The sequence below is a fragment of the Mycolicibacterium aurum genome (genome assembly GCF_900637195.1).
Lineage (GTDB): Bacteria > Actinomycetota > Actinomycetes > Mycobacteriales > Mycobacteriaceae > Mycobacterium > Mycobacterium aurum.
In genome coordinates, this window is record NZ_LR134356.1 from 5,617,712 (window position 1) to 5,632,151 (window position 14,440).

General features: G+C 68.1%; 17 protein-coding genes and 1 tRNA gene. 10 read left to right on the forward strand and 8 right to left on the reverse strand.

Annotation, left to right across the window (positions count from 1 at the left end):
• Positions 1 to 7: 7 nt before the first annotated feature.
• Positions 8 to 832, forward strand: a complete 825-nt coding sequence (locus EL337_RS26700) for a crotonase/enoyl-CoA hydratase family protein (protein ID WP_048630658.1) — start codon at positions 8 to 10, stop codon at positions 830 to 832.
• On the opposite strand, the gene EL337_RS26705 is transcribed toward EL337_RS26700, so the two are convergent.
• The 3 genes from EL337_RS26705 to EL337_RS26715 form a co-directional block, all read right to left on the reverse strand.
• On the reverse strand, positions 819 to 2,126 hold the full coding sequence (locus EL337_RS26705) for an MFS transporter (protein WP_048630659.1): 1,308 nt from the start codon (positions 2,124 to 2,126) through the stop codon (positions 819 to 821). The two genes, EL337_RS26700 and EL337_RS26705, sit on opposite strands and share 14 nt — an antisense overlap.
• 101 nt (positions 2,127 to 2,227) lie before the next feature.
• Positions 2,228 to 2,317, reverse strand: a tRNA-Ser gene (locus EL337_RS26710).
• Between the two features lie 10 nt (positions 2,318 to 2,327).
• Entirely contained in the window at positions 2,328 to 2,840 is a 513-nt protein-coding gene (locus EL337_RS26715; RefSeq protein WP_048630660.1) for a MarR family winged helix-turn-helix transcriptional regulator, read from the reverse strand.
• Positions 2,841 to 2,918: 78 nt separating this feature from the next.
• Here EL337_RS26715 and EL337_RS26720 point away from each other — a divergent pair, with 78 nt between their 5' ends.
• A complete protein-coding gene (locus EL337_RS26720) occupies positions 2,919 to 3,905 on the forward strand; it encodes an NAD(P)H-quinone oxidoreductase (RefSeq protein ID WP_048630661.1) in 987 nt (328 codons plus the stop codon).
• Between the two features lie 3 nt (positions 3,906 to 3,908).
• On the opposite strand, the gene EL337_RS26725 is transcribed toward EL337_RS26720, so the two are convergent.
• On the reverse strand, positions 3,909 to 5,105 hold the full coding sequence (locus EL337_RS26725) for a cysteine desulfurase-like protein (RefSeq protein WP_048630662.1): 1,197 nt from the start codon (positions 5,103 to 5,105) through the stop codon (positions 3,909 to 3,911).
• A gap of 420 nt (positions 5,106 to 5,525) precedes the next feature.
• Here EL337_RS26725 and EL337_RS26730 point away from each other — a divergent pair, with 420 nt between their 5' ends.
• From EL337_RS26730 to wzm, 4 genes are read left to right on the forward strand one after another with little or no spacing between them, the layout of a single operon-like run.
• Positions 5,526 to 6,047, forward strand: a complete 522-nt coding sequence (locus EL337_RS26730) for a bacterial proteasome activator family protein (RefSeq protein ID WP_048630663.1) — start codon at positions 5,526 to 5,528, stop codon at positions 6,045 to 6,047.
• Between the two features lie 7 nt (positions 6,048 to 6,054).
• Positions 6,055 to 6,864 carry a galactan export ABC transporter ATP-binding subunit Wzt/RfbE gene (wzt, locus tag EL337_RS26735; RefSeq protein ID WP_048630664.1) on the forward strand — a complete coding sequence of 270 codons (810 nt, stop codon included), beginning with the start codon at positions 6,055 to 6,057 and terminating at the stop codon, positions 6,862 to 6,864.
• Positions 6,857 to 7,756 carry a galactofuranosyltransferase GlfT1 gene (glfT1, locus tag EL337_RS26740; RefSeq protein WP_048630665.1) on the forward strand — a complete coding sequence of 300 codons (900 nt, stop codon included), beginning with the start codon at positions 6,857 to 6,859 and terminating at the stop codon, positions 7,754 to 7,756. The genes wzt and glfT1 overlap by 8 nt, the downstream gene beginning before the upstream one ends.
• Entirely contained in the window at positions 7,753 to 8,583 is an 831-nt protein-coding gene (wzm, locus tag EL337_RS26745) for a galactan export ABC transporter permease subunit Wzm/RfbD (RefSeq protein WP_048630666.1), read from the forward strand. The genes glfT1 and wzm overlap by 4 nt, the downstream gene beginning before the upstream one ends.
• 3 nt (positions 8,584 to 8,586) lie before the next feature.
• On the opposite strand, the gene EL337_RS26750 is transcribed toward wzm, so the two are convergent.
• On the reverse strand, positions 8,587 to 9,039 hold the full coding sequence (locus EL337_RS26750) for a pyridoxamine 5'-phosphate oxidase family protein (protein ID WP_370737118.1): 453 nt from the start codon (positions 9,037 to 9,039) through the stop codon (positions 8,587 to 8,589).
• Positions 9,040 to 9,109: 70 nt separating this feature from the next.
• On the opposite strand from EL337_RS26750, the gene EL337_RS26755 reads away from it, so the two are divergent.
• On the forward strand, positions 9,110 to 9,454 hold the full coding sequence (locus EL337_RS26755; protein WP_109519758.1) for a TFIIB-type zinc ribbon-containing protein: 345 nt from the start codon (positions 9,110 to 9,112) through the stop codon (positions 9,452 to 9,454).
• Here the strand turns inward: EL337_RS26755 and EL337_RS26760 are convergent.
• Together EL337_RS26760 and EL337_RS26765 are read right to left on the reverse strand one after the other, a co-directional pair.
• Positions 9,451 to 10,212, reverse strand: a complete 762-nt coding sequence (locus tag EL337_RS26760) for a phosphotransferase family protein (protein WP_048630668.1) — start codon at positions 10,210 to 10,212, stop codon at positions 9,451 to 9,453. The genes EL337_RS26755 and EL337_RS26760 overlap by 4 nt on opposite strands.
• 14 nt (positions 10,213 to 10,226) lie before the next feature.
• Positions 10,227 to 10,688, reverse strand: coding sequence for a carboxymuconolactone decarboxylase family protein (locus tag EL337_RS26765; RefSeq protein WP_048630669.1), 462 nt, complete (start codon positions 10,686 to 10,688; stop codon positions 10,227 to 10,229).
• Between the two features lie 49 nt (positions 10,689 to 10,737).
• On the opposite strand from EL337_RS26765, the gene pdxR reads away from it, so the two are divergent.
• The gene (pdxR, locus tag EL337_RS26770) at positions 10,738 to 12,159 is read left to right on the forward strand and encodes a MocR-like pyridoxine biosynthesis transcription factor PdxR (RefSeq protein WP_048630670.1); all 1,422 of its coding nucleotides are present in this window, start codon (positions 10,738 to 10,740) and stop codon (positions 12,157 to 12,159) included.
• Between the two features lie 10 nt (positions 12,160 to 12,169).
• Positions 12,170 to 12,664: a nitroreductase family deazaflavin-dependent oxidoreductase gene (locus EL337_RS26775; RefSeq protein WP_157866291.1), complete on the forward strand. Its 495-nt coding sequence runs from the start codon at positions 12,170 to 12,172 to the stop codon at positions 12,662 to 12,664.
• A gap of 48 nt (positions 12,665 to 12,712) precedes the next feature.
• Here EL337_RS26775 and EL337_RS26780 read toward each other — a convergent pair whose 3' ends face one another.
• Positions 12,713 to 13,015 carry a hypothetical protein gene (locus tag EL337_RS26780; protein ID WP_048633213.1) on the reverse strand — a complete coding sequence of 101 codons (303 nt, stop codon included), beginning with the start codon at positions 13,013 to 13,015 and terminating at the stop codon, positions 12,713 to 12,715.
• 288 nt (positions 13,016 to 13,303) lie between these two features.
• Between EL337_RS26780 and EL337_RS26785 the strand changes: the two genes are divergently transcribed.
• On the forward strand, positions 13,304 to 14,368 hold the full coding sequence (locus EL337_RS26785) for a GGDEF domain-containing protein (RefSeq protein ID WP_048630672.1): 1,065 nt from the start codon (positions 13,304 to 13,306) through the stop codon (positions 14,366 to 14,368).
• Positions 14,369 to 14,440: the final 72 nt, after the last annotated feature.

Below are 14,440 nucleotides of genomic sequence, written 5' to 3' on the forward strand. Positions count from 1 at the left end.
TTGCTCCATGGGTAGTGCATTCGAATCGCTCGCCGTCGACGTCGCGGACCATGTCGCGCGGGTGACGCTGCTCGGACCAGGCAAGGGCAACGCCATGGGCCCCGCGTTCTGGGCCGAACTGCCGGTGGCCTTCGGCGAACTCGACGCCGACCCCGACATCCGCGCCATCGTGCTGACCGGCTCCGGCAAGAACTTCAGCTACGGCCTCGACCTGGCCGCGATGGGTGACACGCTGGGCCCGATGATGGCCGACGGCTCGTCGGCCAGACCGCGGGCCGACTTCCACGCCCGCCTCAAGACGATGCAGCAGTCGATCACCGCGGTGGCCGATTGCCGCACCCCGACCATCGCCTCCGTGCACGGATGGTGCATCGGCGGCGGTGTCGACCTGATCTCCGCGGTCGACATCCGCTACGCCAGCGCCGACGCGAAGTTCTCGGTGCGCGAGGTCAAGCTGGCGATCGTCGCCGACGTCGGTTCCCTGGCCCGGTTGCCGCTGATCCTGTCCGACGGGCACCTGCGCGAACTGGCGCTGACCGGCAAGGACATCGATGCCGCACGCGCCGAGAAGATTGGCCTGGTCAACGACGTCTACGACGACGCCGAGGCGTCTCTGGCGGCGGCGCATGCCACTGCCGCCGAGATCGCCGCGAACCCGCCGCTGACGGTCCAGGGCGTCAAGGATGTGCTCGACGAGCAGCGCACCGCCCAAGTGGCGGCGAGCCTGCGGTACGTGGCGGCATGGAACTCCGCGTTCCTGCCGTCGAAAGACCTCTCCGAGGGCATCACGGCGATGTTCGAGAAGCGGCCGCCCAGCTTCACCGGCGAGTAGACCCGCGGAGTCCGACCGTCTCCGGCAGCGCGAGGACACAGAGGAAGCTGATCAGCGCCAGCCCGCCCATCATCGCGGCGATGGCCCCACCTCCGTACGACGCCATCAGGATCGGCGAGATCACCGGCGGTACCGCACCACCGATGATGCAGCCCATGGTGTGCGACAGCGCCGCGCCGGTATAGCGGTACTGCGCGGCGAAGATCTCCGGCAGGAACGCCGCCAGTGGACCGATACACAGGCCGATCAGCGCGTAGGTCACGACGATCGCGGTGACGAACACCGATTCATGTCGCGACTCGACCAGCGGGAAGACCGCGAAGGCCCACGGCACGGCCAGTGCGAACCCGAACGCGGTGACGCGGCGCCGGCCGTGGCTGTCGGACAGGATCGCCGAGATCGCGGCGAACCCGATGGCGCACAGCCCGCCGATGACGTTGACCAGCAGCACCAGGTTGGTCGAGTAGTCCATGTGCTCGGCGGCATAGTGGGTGAAGAACGTCCCGGCCTGGAACACCAGCATCGGGGCGCAGATCGCGGCGCCGCCGGCCAGCAGCACCTGGCGGCCCTGCCGACGCATCAGCGTGGTCAGCGGTGTGCCGGGATGCACCGACTGCGTCACCGATTCGGTGAACACCGGCGATTCCTCCAGTCGGGTCCGCACGATCAGGGCGATCCCGATCAGCACCGCACTGAGCAGGAAGGGGATCCGCCAACCCCACTGCAGGAAGGCCGAACCGGTGGTGCCGAACGCGAGGTACACGACAAGGAACACGAGGTTGGACAGCACCAGCGCCGAGCCCAACCCGAGCTGGGTGAACATGCCGTAGAAGCCGCGGCGGCCCGGCGGCGCATGTTCGGCGGTCATCAGGACCGCGCCGGCCCACTCGCCGCCGACCGCGAAGCCCTGCACCAGCCGCAGCGTGATCAGCAGCAGTGGCGCGGCGATTCCGATGCTGGCCGTGCTGGGGATCAGCCCCACCCCGACGGTGGCCACCCCCATGAGCAGCAGCGTGACGACGAGCGTCTGCTTGCGGCCGATCCGGTCACCGTAGTGACCGAACACCGCCGCGCCGATGGGCCTGGCCAGGAATGCCGCCGCGAACGCGCCCAATGACGCGGTAGTGGCCATCACATGGCCGAGCTCGGGAAAGAAGACCGTCGGGAACACCAGCGCGGCGGCAGTCCCATAGATGAAGAAGTCGTAGAACTCGATCGCCGAGCCGGCATAGCTGGCCAGCGCGATCTTCCGTACGTCCTGCGCCGAGCTGCGGTCGGCGAGAGCAGTTGCCATGCGTCGATCCTCGTGGGATCGGCGCCGTGGGCACATCGGGCGATCGGCGCGACTGCCGGTGGACACGCCGTCCACCGATCGGGGGACCCCCCGGGGGTGTGTGGCGGTGGCGGAGGGATTTGAACCCCCGGTCGGTGTTAGCCGACTCTCGCTTTCAAGGCGAGTGCATTAGGCCGCTCTGCCACGCCACCGCGAGACAGTCTAGACGCGACCGATTTTGGCGGACGGCGCCCCGGCCTTCAGTCCTGCGCTGATCCGACGACAGTTCTCGCCCATCGCGGTCACCTGTGGCCGGCTCAACCGATCGAGGAAGTGCACGCGCACCGCGTCCCCGTAGGTCTGCATCGCCTTGGCCAACGCCGTTCTCCCCTCGGGAGTGATGCTGGCGAGCACGCCGCGGCCGTCGTCCGGACTGGCGCCGCGGGTCACGAGACCCTGCACCTCCAGGCGATGGATCTGACGCGTCACCCGGCTGGGCAACGACATCAGCGATTCTGCGACGTCACCCATCCGGGCCGCTCCCGTCGGCGACTTGACCAGCAGGTCGAGTAGCCGCACATCGTTGAGCGTCAGCCCGTGTTCGTCCGACAGCGACCTGTTCATGGTCGCGTACATCCGCAATGCGGCGTCCAGAAAGTTCTGCCACGCCCGTTGCTCTGCAATATCCAGCCCCGGCGTATCGCTCGCCGTGCGCCCCCCGATGATCCCCTCCATTGGCACATAGTAGGGCCGGGGGCGCGCTGCTGGTGGCGAAATCTCAGCCTGTTTCCGCAGCGTAGTAGCGTTGCGTGGATGCGGGCGATCGTTGCGGACTCTGCAGGCAGGCTGACCTGGCAGTCTGTGCCAGACATCTCCCCGGCGGCGGGTGAAGTTCTCATCAAGGTCGTCGCCGCGGGGGTCAACCGCGCGGACCTGATGCAGGCTGCCGGCAAGTATCCGCCGCCTCCCGGAGCCAGCGACATCCTCGGTCTTGAGGTCTCCGGGGTGATCGCCGGCCTCGGGGACGGGGTTCGGCAGTGGTCGCAGGGGCAACCCGTCTGCGCTTTGCTGGCCGGGGGCGGTTACGCCGAATTCGTGTCCGTTCCGGCCGGGCAGGTGCTGCCGGTGCCTGCCGGCGTCCCGCTGCCGCACGCCGCCGCGCTACCGGAGGTCGCATGCACGGTGTGGTCCAACGTGGTGATGGCCGCGGGGCTGACCGCACCCGAGCTGCTCCTGATCCACGGCGGCGCCAGCGGTGTCGGCACGCATGCCATCCAGGTGGCGCGGGCGCTGGGCTGCCGGGTCGTCGTCACCGCGGGCTCGCGCAACAAGCTGGAGCTGTGTGCCGAGCTGGGCGCCGAGATCACCATCGACTATCACGATGAGGACTTCGTGGCGAAGGTGCGCGACGAGGGCTCGGGGAATCCGGGTGCCGACGTGATCCTCGACATCATGGGCGCCTCCTATCTGGACCGCAACATCGACGCCCTCGCCACCGGCGGCAGGCTGGTGATCATCGGCATGCAGGGCGGCGCCAAGGCCGAGCTCAACATCGGCAAACTACTGGCCAAGCGGGGCAGCGTCATCGCCACCGCCCTTAGGGCACGTCCGGTGACCGGACGCGGCGGCAAAGCCGAGATCGTCGACCGCGTCGTCGCCGAGGTCTGGCCGTTGGTCGCCGACGGACTGGTCCGTCCCGTCATCGGCGCCGAGTTCCCGATCACCGAGGCCCAAGCCGCCCACGAGCTACTGGACTCAGGCGACGTGTCGGGCAAAGTCCTTCTGCGCGTTGATATCTGAGGGTCAGCCCAGCGAGGCGAGAGCCCGCACCAGCTGATCGACCTCGGCGGCGGTGCTGTAGTGCGCCAGTCCGATGGTCACCGCTCCGCCGACGTCGTTGACGCCGATGAGGTCGAGCACACGTGCGCTGGCGTTGGCGATCGCCAGGATGCCGTTGTCGGCCAACCGCTGCACGACGCGCTCGGCGGGCACGTTCTCGATGGCGAACGTCAGCACCGGGATCCGCAGCTCCGGGCTCCCGATCACCGTGACCGTCGGCAACGACTTCAACGACGTGAGCAGATAGTCGAACAGTCCGCTCAGATAGGCCGTCGCCGACTGTATCGACACCGAGAGACGCTCGCGGCGCGCGCCCTGTGCGGAGTCGTCAAGTGCAGCAAGGTATTCGATGCTCGCCACCACGCCTGCCAGCATGCCGAACTGGTGCGCGCCCAATTCGAGCCGCTCGGCGCCGGTGGCGTCTGGGTTCAGTGACACCGACCCGAACGCGTCGATGATGCTCGGATCGCGGAAGACCAGCGCGCCGATCGGCGGGCCGCCCCACGCCAGCGCGTTCACCGCCACCACGTCGGCCTCGATCTCCTCGATGTCGATCAGCCGGTACGGCGCCGCCGCGGAGTGGTCGACGACCACGAGGCCGCCGACCTCGTGCACCAGTTTGGTCACCTCGCGCAGTTCGGTCACCGTGCCCAATGTCGAAGACGCAGAAGTGATTGCGACCAGACGCGTCGGCCGGGTCACCAGGCTCTCCCACTGCCACGTGGGCAGCTCGCCGCTCTCGATGTCCACCTCGGCCCACTTGACCTTGGCGCCGAAACGGTTGGCCGCACGCAACCACGGTGCGATGTTGGCCTCGTCGTCGAGGCGCGTCACCACCAGCTCGTAGCCCAGGCCCACCCGGCCCGACGCAGCGTCGGCGAGCGAGGTCAGCAGCACTGCCCTGTCGGCGCCGAGGACCACGCCCGCCGGATCCGCGTTGACCAGGTCCGCCACGGCCTGACGCGCCGCGGCCAGGACAGCCGCGCTGCGCCTCGCGGCCGGGTGCGCGCTGGATGTGGTGGGTATCGAACCACGGAACGCCGTCGACACCGCCCGCCCCACGGAGTCAGGCAGCAGCATGCCGTTCTGGGGGTCCATATGCACCCAGCCATCGCCCAGCGAGGGGTGCAGTCCACGCACCCGGGCGACGTCGTATGCCATCCAAGTCCACCTTTGAAGCGTGTCGGAACGACGCCGAACCGCCCCTTCGGTCCGGTTCGGCGGGGCCCGACCCTGCTGTTACCGCCCGTGTCGAAACGGCACGAGCTATCTGCGCAGCCATACTAGTCGAGTCACCTTCCGGTTCGGAGTCCCGCTCAGTCGGTTTTTGCTGGTGGTAACGGTGGCAACCGCTTCCACGCCTGGACCTCCTGGCCGGACCGGCCTCGCGCTCGCCGTCGCCAACTCCGCAGGTTTGCCACCCCTGAAGATCGACGCCATCTTCGCCGCTGGCCCCCGGCATTTCGTGGTGGCCGAGAGCCGTCGGGTGCGCGAAGATCAACGGCACCGGTGACGCCCGCACCATCATCGACGCGGAGCCCGGCCGCATCAGGCGAGAAAAGCTGGGGCACCCTTAGAGACATGTCTACCAATTCCGACGACGACAACATCGAGATCATCGGCAGTGGCGGTATGGCCGGCGATGACGACCTCGAGCGCGCCGACGGCAAGTCGCTGACCGACCTGGTCGAGCAGCCCGCCAAGGTGATGCGGATCGGCACGATGATCAAGCAGCTGCTGGAGGAGGTGCGCGCCGCACCGCTCGACGAGGCGAGCCGCGGCCGGCTGCGCGACATCCACCGCACCAGCATCCACGAACTCGAGGAAGGTCTGGCCCCCGAGCTGCGCGATGAGCTGGAGCGGCTGACGCTGCCGTTCACGGAGGACTCGGTGCCGTCGGACTCCGAGCTGCGGATCGCCCAGGCCCAGCTGGTCGGCTGGCTGGAAGGGCTGTTCCACGGCATCCAGACCGCCCTGTTCGCCCAGCAGATGGCCGCACGGCAGCAGCTGGAGCAGATGCGCCAGGGCGCGTTGCCTCCCGGTGTGGGCGTGCCCGGCCAGCGGGGCGGCCCCGGACACCCCGGCACCGGCCAGTACCTGTGAGAGCCGCGTGACACAACCCGTCGAGCCACACATCGAGACCCGTAACGCGTGGGTCGAGTTCCCGATCTTCGACGCCAAGACGCGCTCGCTGAAGAAGGCGTTCCTCGGCAAGGCCGGCGGGGCGATCGGGCGCAACGACTCCAACGTCGTCGTCATCGAAGCGCTGCGCGACATCACGATGTCGCTCAAGATGGGCGACCGCGTCGGCCTCGTCGGACACAACGGTGCCGGCAAGTCGACACTGCTGCGGCTCCTGTCGGGCATCTACGAACCCACCCGAGGGGTGGCGACGGTGCAGGGCCGGGTGGCTCCGGTGTTCGACCTGGGCGTCGGGATGGACCCTGAGATCTCCGGTTTCGAGAACATCATCATCCGCGGCCTGTTCCTCGGGCAGACGCGCAAGCAGATGATGAGCAAGGTCGACGAGATCGCCGAGTTCACCGAGCTGGGCGACTATCTGTCGATGCCGCTACGCACCTACTCCACCGGCATGCGGGTGCGCCTGGCCATGGGCGTGGTCACCAGCATCGACCCCGAGATCCTGCTGCTCGACGAGGGCATCGGCGCCGTCGACGCCGACTTCCTCAAGAAGGCGCAGACTCGGTTGGCCAGCCTGGTCGAGCGGTCCGGAATCCTGGTGTTCGCCAGCCATTCCAACGAGTTCCTGGCCCGGCTGTGCAACACGGCGATGTGGATCGACCACGGCACCATCAAGATGGAGGGCGGCATCGAGGACGTCGTGCGGGCCTACGAGGGCGAAGACGCCGCCCGGCACGTGCGCGAGGTGCTCAAGGAAACGGCGCACACGCATGACTGAGCAGGTTATTGCGGTGGTGGTCACCCATCGCCGTCCCGACGAACTCGCCAAATCGCTGGACGCGGTCTGCGCACAGAGCAGGCCTCCCGACCATTTGATCGTCGTGGACAACGACCACGACGAACGCGTCCGTGATCTGGTTGCCGGCCAGCCCGTTCAGACCACCTATCTGGGTTCCCGCCGAAACCTGGGCGGCGCAGGCGGTTTCGCCCTCGGCATGCTGCACGCGTTGAGCCTGGGCGCCGACTGGGTGTGGCTGGCCGACGACGACGGCAGGCCACAGAACAGCGAAGTGCTGCCGACGCTGCTGGCCTGCGCCGAGAAATACCATCTGGCGGAGGTCTCGCCGATGATCTGCGACCTCGACGACCCCGAGCGTCTCGCGTTCCCGCTGCGGCGCGGGCTGTCGTGGCGCCGGCGGGTCAGCGAGCTCCGGATCGAATCCGAGCTGCCCGACCTGATGCCGGGTATCGCGCACCTGTTCAACGGGGCTCTGTTCCGTGCGGAGACCCTGGAAGCCACCGGGGTGCCCGATCTGCGGTTGTTCTTCCGCGGTGACGAGACCGAAGTGCACCGGCGACTGCTGCGCACCGGGTTGCCGTTCGGCACGTGCCTGACCGCCGTCTATCTACACCCTCAGGGCGGCGACGAGTTCAAGCCGATCCTCGGCGGTCGAATGCACACGCAGTATCCGGACAACCCGACGAAGCGGTACTTCACCTACCGCAACCGCGGCTACCTGCAATCCCAACCGGGGATGCGCAAGCTGGTGCCGCAGGAATGGTTGAGATTCGGCTGGTACTTCCTGGTGTCACGACGCGATCCCGCCGGTTTCGGTGAATGGATTCGACTGCGCCGCTTGGGCCGACGCGAGAGGTTCACACGAGAATGACGATCACGGATGCCGCGGCCCAGTCCCGGACGTTCGCCCGCGCGTGGGGCGACCTGGTGGACGGCTTCGGCAAGCGCGAACTGTGGCTGCATCTGGGCTGGCAGGACATCAAGCAGCGCTACCGACGCTCGGTACTGGGGCCGTTCTGGATCACCATCGCCACCGGCACCACTGCGGTCGCCATGGGCGGGCTGTACTCGATGCTGTTCAAACTCGAACTCTCCGAGCATCTTCCGTACGTCACCCTCGGCTTGATCGTCTGGAACCTGATCAACGCGTCGATACTCGAGGGCGCGGACGTCTTCGTCGCGAACGAAGGTCTGATCAAACAGCTACCGACCCCGCTGTCGGTGCACGTGTACCGGCTGGTGTGGCGGCAGATGCTCCTGTTCGCCCACAACATCATCATCTTCGTGGTGATCGCCGTCATCTTTCCCAAACCCTGGAACTGGGCCGACCTCGCGGTCATCCCGGCCCTGGCCCTGCTGGCGCTCAACTGCGTCTGGGTGGCCCTGTGTTTCGGCATTCTGGCCACGCGGTACCGCGACATCAGCCCTCTGCTGGCCAGCCTGGTGCAGCTGTTGTTCTTCATGACCCCGATCATCTGGAACGAATCCACGCTGCAGGCCCAGGGCGCCGGCGGTTGGGCGAAGATCGTCGAACTCAACCCGCTGCTGCACTATCTGGACATCGTCCGCGCCCCACTGCTGGGCGCCGACCAGGAGCTGCGGCACTGGGTCGTGGTCCTGGTGCTGACCGTGGTCGGATGGGGGTTCGCCGCACTGGCGATGCGCCAGTACCGCGCTCGCGTCGCCTACTGGGTGTGACGGTCAGCTGACCAGTGCGCCTTCGTCCGGTTCAGGGCCGAACCGGAACCGGCGCCCTGTGACCGCCTGGGGCGTGATGCGCACGAAGCGCTCCTTCTGGGTGGCGATCCACGGGTAGAGGCCCGCGCGCCGGGCGTCCGCGATCTCGGCCGACGTCGCCAGCAGTCGGGCCTTTCCGCGCAGGATCACGCTCCACCCCTCGGCGGTGTTGTGGTCGTCGGCCTCGAAGACCACGTACTCGTTGAGCGCGGCGGTGAGCAATTTGGTGCCCTCCGCGGTGCGGAACAGCACGGTGTTGCGCTGGACGACGAAGTTGACGGGAAAGATCTCGGTCCATCCGTTCACCGTCGTCACCAACCGTCCGAGAGATACACCGCCGAGCAGCCCCCAGCTCTCCGTCTCGGTGAGCTCGGTGACCGGAGCGTCCGATGTGCGTGTCTCGTTCATGCCTGCCATGGTTCCTGCCCGCGAAACGCCGCCCTAGGGTCCAATGGCACTTCTCGCATTCACCGCGCGTTATGCACATATGAGCATCCCGCCATATCAACCGCCCCCGCCGCCCACCTCGGGTGCGGGCAACACCCTGCTGTGCCCGAAGTGCGCCGGTGTCATGAAGACCTACGAACGCAACGGCGTCCACCTGGAGCAGTGCGATTCCTGCCGCGGCATCTTCCTCGACTTCGGGGAGTTGGAGTCGCTGACACAGATGGAGAACCGGTTCGTCCAGGCCGCGCCGCCGCCGATGCCCGCCCAGCAGGGGTACGGCTACGGCGGCGATCCCGGTTACGGCGGATACGGGCCGGGGTGGGGCCACCGCGGGAACAAGCACTACCGCAAACAGGGGTTCGGCCGGCTCTTCTTCTCCAGCTAGGTCATCCGCGCGCAGGCATCCTCCAATGCCCGCTGCGTGTCGTCGGAGTCGCCGTGCACCAGGCCGGACGCCGCGGCGTGCACGACGGCAGCGCGGGCGAACGGTTCCAGGGTGGGCCACGGATCTCCGGGGGCGAGTGCGGGTCCGCGGGCGCGGTAGGCACCCAGGAAGGTGTTCCAGTCCTCGTCCGGGATCAGGCCCGCGGCCCAGAACCCCGCCGGACGGGCCAGGTCCCAGGCCGGATCACCGGCGCCGACGTCGTCGATGTCGATGAGCTGCCACGGCGCGGCAGGGCTGCGCCTGCCGAGCTGGCCGAGGTGCCAGTCGCCGTGGACGAGGGTCATCGGCCGTCCCGGGGAGCCGGCCCGCCAGACGACGTCGGGCAGGGCGGCCGCGGCCCGCCGGACCGGACCGGTTGAGCCCCTGAGGTTGTCGACGGCGCGGCGGAATCGCCGGGGCCATCCGTTGGCGGGAACCCGGCCGGCTGCCGGTTCGCGGTGCAGCGCGGCCAGCAGCTCACCGGCCGCCGCCCACGGGGCGTGATGTGGTTCGGGGACAACGGTTTCCACCCGCGGCCAGTGCGACATCCAGCGCAGCCCCACCGCTTCCGGGACGACGGAGCGCGGAGACAGCAACGCCTGCGACGCGGCGGCGATCCGGAGGCGCGCCGCGAGAAGTCGCGGGTCCGTCCCCGGCCGGTGCAGCTTGTGGACGACGTCGCCGTCGACGACGATCTCCGCACCGGACCGGGTCTGCACCCTTCGACGGTAGGTCAACGCCGCGGCGGTGCCGTCCGCACAGCCGCGTTGATGCGGTTCCAGGCGTTGATGGTGACGGCCAGCGCGATCACCTGGCCGAGCTCGCGGTCGGAGAACACCGCGGCGGCATCTTCGTAGACGTCGTCCGACACCCCGCCGTGGCCGAGTTCGGTGATCGCCTCGGTCAGCGCCAGCGCGGCGCGCTCGGTCTCGTCGAACAGGTCTCCCGCCTCGGCCCACGCGGCCAGGACGTCGAGCTTCTGCTCGCTGACGCCGATCTTGCGGGCGTCACGCGTGTGCATGTCGAGGCAGAACGCACAGTGGTTGATCTGGGACGCCCGAATCTTGATGAGCTCGCCCAACTGCGGGTCGACGTCCTTGGCCGCGGCGGTCGACAGCGCCATCATGGCGTCGAAGAGCTCAGGCGAAGCCTGATAGATCTTGATGCGGTCCTGCGTGCTGAGTGTCTGTGTCATGTCTTCGACGGTAGAGCCGAATGACCCGCGACGGTGGTCTAATTCTTGCGTGACTTCATGGGCCAATTCGGGCGCGCGTGACCTCCACCTGGACCTGAGGGAGGCGTTGACGCCCGGCGCGCGCGGCACCAAGGAGACCCTGATCGCGGCGCTTCGTGACGCCACGCGGTCGGGACGCCTGGCGCCGGGAACCATGCTGCCGCCGTCCCGCACCCTGGCCGCCGATCTCGGATTGGCCCGCAACACCGTCGCCGACGCCTATGCCGAACTCGTGGCCGAAGGTTGGCTGGCGTCGCGTCAGGGGGCGGGCACCTGGGTTGTCGAGGCGGTGCGGCCGACCGCGTCGGCGCCGCCCGTCACGCGCCGCCCGCACGGCGCGCGCGTCACCCCCGTCCACAACCTGATGCCCGGAACTCCCGACGTGGCGGAGTTCCCGCGCACCCAGTGGGCGGCAAGCATGCGCAGGGCGCTGATCAACGCACCGACCGAGGCCCTGCGGATGGGTGACCCGCGGGGCCGTCCCGAATTACGCAGTGCCCTCGCCGAATACCTGGCACGGGTACGTGGGGTGCGCACCTCGCCGGACTCCGTCGTCATCTGCGCCGGCGTGCGGCAGGCCGTGCAATTGCTGGCACAGGCATTGGGTGGGACGGTCGCGGTCGAGGCCTACGGGCTCTTCCTGTTCCGGGACGCGCTCGCTCAGGCCGGGGTGCCGACGGTACCGGTGAGCGTGGACGACAAGGGCGCTGTGATCGACGAACTCGACCACATGAATGTCGGCTCGGTACTGCTGACCCCGGCGCACCACAACCCGCTGGGCATGTCCCTGCACTCGTCGCGGCGGATGGCAGTGGTGCAATGGGCCGAGCGCACAGGCGGTTTCGTACTCGACGACGACTACGACGGGGAGTTTCGTTACGACCGCGAACCGGTCGGCTCGTTGCAGGCGTTGCGGCCCGACCGGGTGGCCTACCTCGGGTCCACCAGCAAGAGCCTGTCCCAGGTGCTGCGGCTGGGATGGATGGTGCTCCCGGAGCCCCTCGTCGATGCGGTGGTGGATGTCGCAGGCGGTCAACAGTTCTATGTGGACGCCATCGCGCAGCTGACCCTCGCCGACTTCCTCACCGGCGGCCATTACGACAGGCACGTGCGGCGCATGCGCGCCCGCTATCGCAAGCGCAGGGATCTGCTGGTCTCCGCTCTGGCGCCGCTTCGGGTCGGGGTCAGCGGGCTCGCGGCGGGGGTGAACCTGCTCGTGTCGCTGCCCGACGGTATGGAACCGGAGGTGTTGCGGCGCGCGGGCGAAGCGGGTGTCGGCCTGACCGGGCTGTCCATGATGCGGCATCCGCTCGCCGGTTCCGAGATCCCCGCCCCCGACGGGGTGATCGTCGGTTTCGCGGCGCCGGCCGACCATGCCTTTTCCAGCGCGGTTTCGGCGTTATGCGAGGTGCTGGCGGCCAGCGGCCTATAGCGTCGACGCCGTGAGCGCTAAGCGCCGTCAGATGACCGTCTACGGGCGAGTCCTGGAGAAGTTCGGGCGAACGTCGGCGGGGTACTTCTTCGCCACGCGGGTGGCGCCGGTGCTCGATCCGCCGCTGTTGCGTCTCACCGGGGGACGATTCAGCAGCGTCTATCCGCTTCCGGTGATGCTGCTGACGACGATCGGCGCTAAGTCGGGTCTGCGGCGGGTGCTCCCGTTGGTGTATGTGGCAGAGGGCGATTCGCTTCTGCTGATCGCGTCGAACTACGGCAGGCCGGGACATCCGGCGTGGTACCGCAATCTCACGGTCAACCCGACCGTCGAGGTCCTCGCCGGTGCGCGCAGTGGTACTTACCGCGCGGCCGTCGTCACGGACCCCTCGGAGCGAGACGCCGCCTGGCACAAGGCACTCGAGGTCTACGCCGGGTACGGCGACTATGAGATCCGGGCGGCGCATCGCACGATCCCGATCGTGCGCTTGACGCGAACACCCTGAGCACGATCAAGGGCGCCCCCGGCGGGAGCGCCCTTGCGTGTCGATCGGTCAGCGGACGTCGACGTAGTAGACGTAGCCGGTGACGGTCTGCTGGTAGGTGCGGTCGTTGAAATCGTCCTGCACGGTGCCGCGGATCGGGCCGCCCTGCTTGACGCTGACGACGTCGGCCTCAGACAGCGAGGCGTCGGAGAGCTTGTTGACGATGACCCGGTTGCCCTGGGCTTCGAGCTGGCTGATGGTGGCCCGGGCGTCGCCGTTGCCGGTGGGGGCGGCCAGCGCGGGGGCTGCCAGGCCCAGGAATCCGGCGGTCAGGGCGGCGGCTGCGGTGGCGGTGATGGTGAGGTTCTTCATGGTTCTGCTCTTCCCTTGTGTGGGTCGGAGCCGTGGAGCGTGTCTCGCGGTTTCGACTTCTGGTGGTGATGGTGGTGGTGGTTCTTGGTGTTCTGGCCGGTTCAACCGGCAGCTCAGGGGGTTCATTTCCGCTGGCAGAGATTGAGCGGCCGCTGGCAGAAACGGGCGGGTGCCGACCATGCCGATTTCGTCGCGGACCATCGCCGGGCACCACCGACTCGGTACAGTCTGCGCAGGTCCCTGCGCCTTCGAAGCGGACGATCGGCAGGGCGAAAGTGGGGGCAGCAGGTGCACAGGATCCGTCAGTGGTGGAACCAGCCGGACCACTTCGAATGGCTGTCGGCCTACCTTGCGGCTCGGCACCTCGCCGCCTTCGGCCGCTGCCTGATGGCCGCCACCATGGGTGTTCTCGCCCTCGCGCTGGGGTTGATGTTGTTCAGTCCCTCGGGTCCGCAAGAGGTGGTTCCCCGGACCCTGCTGGCGACGATCGTCACGGGTCTGGCGGCGATAGGAGTTGCGTACGCGATCCGATGGCCGAGTCGCCGACTGTCCTATCGGTTCTCGGTGCTCGGCAGCGTCGCAATCGCCATCGCAGCCCTCACCGAAGCGGACCCGCTCTCTGGACTGGTCACGTGCTTTGCATTCGCCGGCCTCGCCGGCTACGTCGCGTTCTTCCACGGACCCCGGCTGCTGTTCTTCACGCTGCTCGTCGGGGTCCTCACGGCAGTCACCTCGTGTGCCCGGATTGCACTGGACGGGGACGTGGCCCTTGCGCTGTCCAGACTGCTGATCTATTGCGGGGCACTGCTTTCGGTGCCGATCTGCGGCCAGGTACTGGTGCTGTGGCTGTGGGCGGACGCCACCAAATCGACCACCGACCCGCTGACCGGGCTGGTGAACCGCCGCGGCTTCCGCCGTGCGGCGCACGGACTGCTCGCCGGCGCCGTGGGTCACGAGGGCAGGCGTTTCAGCGTGGTGATGATCGACCTGGACGGGTTCAAGAAGCTCAACGACCAGTTCGGCCATGCCACAGGTGATTTGGTGCTGGTATCGGTGGCGGACTCCATGCGGCGCACTGTCGGGGAGAACGCCGTGCTGGCCCGCATCGGTGGGGAGGAGTTCCTGGTGGCCGAGACGGCACGCCGCTCCGAGGTCGACGCGACAGCGGAGCGCGTCCGAATGGCGATCGCGTCCACCGAATGGGGGGTCACCGCGAGTCTCGGGGTCGCCAGTGTCGAGTTGGTCGCCGCGCCCCCCGATTCCGGCGAGCTGATAGACGGCCTCATCTCAGCCGCCGACAAGGCCATGTACGAGGCTAAGCGCGCCGGCGGCAACCAGGTGTGCTGCGTCTAGGCCTTACCCGTCCTCGGCGTTCTCGTCATTGGTTATCCACAGCTTTTTCCCGGGCCCGTCGTTATCCACAAG